General features: G+C 41.7%; 8 protein-coding genes. All 8 read right to left on the minus strand.

Annotated elements, in window-relative coordinates:
- Window positions 1-1,220 (minus strand): carbamoyltransferase HypF (gene hypF, locus AC3LHT_RS08575; protein ID WP_488662598.1); only part of this gene is annotated, 1,220 nt, incomplete at its 3' end.
- Window positions 1,202-1,744 carry a hydrogenase maturation protease gene (locus AC3LHT_RS08580; protein ID WP_290666218.1) on the minus strand — a complete coding sequence of 181 codons (543 nt, stop codon included), beginning with the start codon at window positions 1,742-1,744 and terminating at the stop codon, window positions 1,202-1,204. The genes hypF and AC3LHT_RS08580, both read right to left, overlap by 19 nt.
- Window positions 1,686-2,294 carry a 4Fe-4S dicluster domain-containing protein gene (locus tag AC3LHT_RS08585; protein ID WP_290647199.1) on the minus strand — a complete coding sequence of 203 codons (609 nt, stop codon included), beginning with the start codon at window positions 2,292-2,294 and terminating at the stop codon, window positions 1,686-1,688. Before AC3LHT_RS08585 ends, AC3LHT_RS08580 begins: the two co-directional genes overlap by 59 nt.
- Window positions 2,275-2,634: a monovalent cation/H(+) antiporter subunit G gene (mnhG, locus tag AC3LHT_RS08590; RefSeq protein WP_488662599.1), complete on the minus strand. Its 360-nt coding sequence runs from the start codon at window positions 2,632-2,634 to the stop codon at window positions 2,275-2,277. The genes AC3LHT_RS08585 and mnhG overlap by 20 nt, the downstream gene beginning before the upstream one ends.
- The gene (locus tag AC3LHT_RS08595) at window positions 2,627-2,968 is read right to left on the minus strand and encodes a monovalent cation/H+ antiporter complex subunit F (RefSeq protein ID WP_290666216.1); all 342 of its coding nucleotides are present in this window, start codon (window positions 2,966-2,968) and stop codon (window positions 2,627-2,629) included. The genes mnhG and AC3LHT_RS08595 overlap by 8 nt, the downstream gene beginning before the upstream one ends.
- Window positions 2,965-3,468 (minus strand): Na+/H+ antiporter subunit E, encoded by a 504-nt coding sequence (locus tag AC3LHT_RS08600; protein ID WP_290647196.1) that lies wholly within the window; start codon window positions 3,466-3,468, stop codon window positions 2,965-2,967. The genes AC3LHT_RS08595 and AC3LHT_RS08600 overlap by 4 nt, the downstream gene beginning before the upstream one ends.
- A complete protein-coding gene (locus AC3LHT_RS08605) occupies window positions 3,468-4,922 on the minus strand; it encodes a complex I subunit 5 family protein (RefSeq protein WP_488662600.1) in 1,455 nt (484 codons plus the stop codon). Before AC3LHT_RS08605 ends, AC3LHT_RS08600 begins: the two co-directional genes overlap by 1 nt.
- Complete coding sequence (locus tag AC3LHT_RS08610) at window positions 4,919-5,257, minus strand: sodium:proton antiporter (RefSeq protein ID WP_290647194.1); 339 nt, start codon at window positions 5,255-5,257, stop codon at window positions 4,919-4,921. Before AC3LHT_RS08610 ends, AC3LHT_RS08605 begins: the two co-directional genes overlap by 4 nt.
- Window positions 5,258-5,310: the final 53 nt, after the last annotated feature.

The following is a 5,310-nucleotide window of genomic DNA, read 5'->3' on the forward strand; positions in this document are numbered from 1 at the left end:
GCCTTCAAATCACCTCCAGCGCAGAAAATCTTCGAAGAAGCGTGAAATGGAATCGCAACTATTTCGGGTACAAAACCCCGGGATCTTCTCACAAAAAGCTTTTTCTTATTAACAACTTTCAAGACAGAGTCATCACAGCGATTCAGGATTTCCCTATCATGAAGCAAAAGGGCATCAGATATGCCACTGAGTTTTTTTCTTGCTTCGTCATTGCTTGCACAAAGGATTTCGCCGGAAAGATTCCCGCTCGTCGCTATCAATATCGGAAATTCTTGAAGAAGGAGGTAGTGAATTCCCGCATAAGGAAGCATAACTCCCACCATATTTATTCCTGGAGCAACGGATTCAAAAAAGTTTCCTTTTTTCTTCAAAAGCACTATTGGTCGGGCAGTCGAAAGAAGCAATTTTGTTTCTTCAGGAGACACTTCCGCAAAATTTACTATGGTTTCCAAATCTTTTGCCATTAAAGCAAAGGGCTTGAAGGGACGCTCTTTTAGCTTTCTCAACCTTTGAACCGCTTCTTTGCAAAAAGGGTCGCATACGAGATGAAACCCTCCAATACCTTTAACAGCAAGAATGCCTCCTTTTAAAAGAATTTCTTTAGCTCTGACAATTGCTTCTTTGGAAAATCGCTTTTCCGCTTTTTCTTCAAGCCAGTAATGCGGCCCGCATTTATCGCAGCAATTAGTCTGTGCGTGGTATCTTCTCTCAGAAACATTTGTATATTCTGATTCACATTCAACACACATGGGAAAGCTTTTCATGGTGGTGAAGGGCCTATCATAGGGAATACTTTCTATTATACTGAAACGAGGGCCACAGTGACTACAACTTATAAACGGATAAAGATACCTTCGACTGTTAGGATCAAACATCTCATCAAGGCAATCTTCGCAAAGTCCAATATCTGGGGGAATTAAAGCGGTTATTTCGCCGCTCTTTTTGCTTGGCTTTATGACAAAACCAGTTCCTTTTCCGTTTTCTGTATGAATTTCTCTGATATTCACTTCTATAATTTTGGCTGGTGCCGGTTTTTCAGTACGTAGCCTGTTTAGAAAAACCTCCAGCTCCTCTCTGCCGCAAAAGAGCCCCACTTCAACCCCTGTTTCGCGATTTTCAACGTATCCATTGAGGTTTAGCTCTTTAGCTAGCTTTGCAACGAAAGGCCTGAAGCCGACTCCCTGGACGATTCCCCTGATTTTCAATATGTATTCTTGCATACTTTTTCAAATCCCTTAAAAATCAAATCTGCACGTCTTTTCACTTCCGGAGTGAGGTTAATCCCCACTTCCAGGTTTTCCGGCTTAATGCCTATGAGAAAAAAGTTGACTTCTTTTCGGGATTTCAGATATTTTATGAATGTGGAAATGCCAAAGGCATGCGTGGAAAAACTGAAGTCTTTTATCTCCTCTTCGCGAAATATCCTGAGTTCTTCATTCATTCCCTGGACAGAATCTATAAACACGATAATTCCTGACTTTAAGGAGAGAAGTTTTCCAAGGTAGTTTTCAGGATTTCTATAGCATTTAAGCAAATTCCAGTGCGGTGGAAGTTTGAGTTTCTCAAGAAGCTCTATAAGAAAAACACCAACATAATCGTCACTTCTCATGGGATTTCCAAGACCCACAAAGAGAACCTCTCTGTTCATAAGAGATGCGACAAAGTGCAAAATATCAGTTGGAACATCATTTGAAGGCATCTTCGACGACGACGAGGTGCCTGCATTTTGGGCAAAGTAACTCAAAATGATCCTCCCTTCTAACTATCTCTTTAGGTCGGATTTTAGCAGGCGTGGTACTCAGTTCAGACTGTCTAATTAGCATAAGGTTAGGGTGACCATATGTATAAGGCCCCAGCTTTTTAATGAGCCATTTCAAATGGTCAACAGTTGCTATGACAGTACCGCATTTTTCACAGCGGACGAGTTTCTTTTCCACACTGTTGGAGTTAATTTCATCAGATCTATCCAGACTTGCGGTGACATAGTCATTAGTCAGCACTATCCCCCCGTCTGTGATACATTTTTCCTGGCACTGACCACAATATATACAATCGGTGTATCTGACGGTTAAAATTCTAATTCCCTTTTTGAGGTCATCTTTGAGTTCTATAGCCTTTGCAGGACATACTTGAGCACATGCTCCACAGCCAATGCAGATTTCATCATTATAAACCGGCTTTCCGCGAAACACCTCAGGAGCTTCGTAAGTGGTAAAAGGATAAGTTGTCGTGAACCTTTTTGAAAACACATTGGTGATTGCCTCTTTTAGTTCCCTAAGCTTTGGCGTTTTCATCTTTTTCACTTCCCTTCAGTTCATCAGCGTAAAGATCGACAACTGTTTCCTTTGAGGGTTTAACACCACTCCTGTAAGCTGCTCTTGATATGGCATGAGCAGCAACTGGCGAGGTTAATAAAATAAACACCATACAGATGAGGGATTTCAAACCACCTGATGCAAAACCTTCCAATATAAACACACCAAACAAAATGCCAGCAGAGCCAAAGGTAACACATTTCGTCGCTGCCTGCAGCCTGTTGTAAACATCAGGTAGCCTTACGAGCCCCAAAGCGCCAAAAAAATCGAAGACTATCCCAAATACAATAAATCCGTAGCCAAATATCTCTCTAATCATCCATATGCCTCCCTTCCAGAAACTTAGCAAGGGCAAGGGAGACTATGAAGCTTTGTAATGCCCAGGCCATGGCTATGTCAAGGAAAAAAGAAGCTCCTGTAAACAAAGAAACCAAAGCCAAAAGCCCTACAATGATAATGCCAAAAATATCAACTGCAACAACTCTATCGGCTGCCGAAGGTCCAAAGATAACCCTGAAAATGACCATTAACGTGCACATCAATAGGATATTTATCAATCTCACAAGAAATTCCACTTCGATAATTGCGAAGTTGAATACAATAAACGCAATAACAAGAAGAAGCCCTATGAACCATCTAAGAGTCCTGCTCACCTCATAAACCTCCTCAAAATGGGTTCAAAGCGCCCCGCAATAGCTCTGGTACAGCCTTCTATTTCGGGAGTCTCAACCTGAATCCAGTGAATAATGAGTTCGCCTTTATCTTTGAACACATCGACAGTTAAGGTGCCTGGAGTCAACGTGATGGAATTTGCTAGCACGGTAATGGACGAATCTTCTTTCAGTTCCGTTTTTACTTTTACAAAGCCGGGTTTAACGGGTGCCTCCGGATGGATGACAATCATAGCGACATGAAAGTTTGCCTTAAGCATTTCCCAGAAAAGGACTATTATATAAACAAAGAAGTATAATATACCCTTCAGGGCAACACTTTTTCCCGTTTTTAAGAAAACATCCCCGACAATTAAAGCGATAGCAAAAGAAGCAATAAGAGCAAATACAAGCTCCTGAAGGCTAAAAGGAAGAGTAATGAGAATCCACACTATGAAACTGAGAATAAATACGATTATTCTGCTCTTTGTTTTAACGGTCATCAGTTACCACCTGCCATGAAAAGCTGGCTGTAAACCTCTCTATTTGTCACGCAATCCACTACTTTGTCTAATGTAACTTCCCTGATCGACGGAATAAAAAGAATCGCTGTAATAAGGGTTAACAAACTCATGATTATCAGAACTGATTTCATAGATGAAGGTATTTTCGCATCCCCGGTTGATGGAAAAGCTTTCTTCAGCATCTTCAGGTAATAAGTTAGGGTGATTACGCTCACGGCAAGTGCAATGAGCGCATAAATATATTTACCAGAATATATGGCTGCCATGATTATTACGAGCTTGCTGAAAAATCCTCCAAAGGGTGGTACTCCGGAAATTCCCATAGAAGCCATCAGAGTGGAAACATAAACTGTTTGGTCACTCTTACCAGTCATTTTTTCCAGATCCCTTGTTCCTTCCGACATCTCGATTGCCCCTGCATCAAGAAAAAGCGTTCCCTTAAGAACAGCATGATTCAGCATATGGTAAATGGCCCCGAGAATTCCAAGGGGAGTTCCCAACCCAAGGGCAAAAATGATATATCCCATTTGACTGACGCTACTAAAGCCCAGCATTCGTTTAATATCGTTTTGTCCAAAGGCCATAATCGCACCTACAACCATTGTTATTGCTCCAAAAACGAGCAATGTTTCAAGAACCAGACTGCTTTTTTGAAACACCATGAAAAAGACCCTGATCATAGCATATGCTCCAAGTACTTCTATAAGAACCCCTGATAGCATGGCTGATACTGGAGAGGGTGCTGAAGGGTGAGCATCTGGCAGCCAGGAATGAAATGGGAACATCGATGCTTTCAACCCAAAACCCGTTAGGAAGAACCCATAGGCGAGATAAAGAACGGGTGTTTCAGCACTCTTAATTGAAATCTGCATAAGAGTAAGAGAAGAAGTTGCACTGTAAACGCAACCTATCCCGAAAAGGATCAATGTGGACGAAATAGAACCAAGTATGGCATATTTGAAGGCTGCTTCATAATGCTCGGCTTCCCCCTGAAAAGCGACAAGGGCATATGTTGCTATTAGAGAAACTTCCATGAAAACAAATAAATTGAAAAGGTCTCCCGTAATTGTGACACCATTTAAACCGGCGATTAAAAGCATCAGAAGCCCATAATAATTGCTCAATGAGCTGAAACGCCGCATATATCCTATCGAATACAACGTGCTGAAAAAAGCCACCAATGAAACTAAAAACAGCACGAAAGCTGACAAATTGTCTACAACCAATGAAATCGTATAAGGAACTTTCCAACCCGAAAGCTGGTAGAAAATCGTGCCTGAAGCGTTAATCAACGGAAAAAGCAGCACCGAAAGAAATAGCAGCAACGATGTGGTTATCAGCGCAACCAGTTCTGCAAACTTATTCCTTTTGCCACTCATAGCGAGCACAAAACCCGATAACAATGGAATTATTACGAAATAGGAAGCAATCACCCCTTAAGCCTCCTTACTTTGCGCACATTGAGTGTGCCGTAGTGTTTGTGGATATTCACTGCCAGGGCAACAAGCAAAGCAGTTGTACCCAGTTCGATGACGATTGATGTCAAAACCAGGGCTTGTGGGAGTGGATCAACCATTAAGCCTGGATCTTTTCCTGGCAGGAGTATGGGAAAGGTCCCTCCCGACCTGTATGCAATCAATATGAGAAACAGGTTTACCGCATAGCCCATGATTCCAGAACCAAGTATTATTTTCACAATATTGGCTTTCGTGAGCACTCCATATAATCCGACAAGAAAAAGGATAAAGGATAGGAGATATAAGCCCATAACTCATTCCCCCTCCCTTTTTTCATTTTTGCTGTCTTCACTATTTCCTGCCT

This window comes from Kosmotoga sp., from assembly GCF_982836095.1.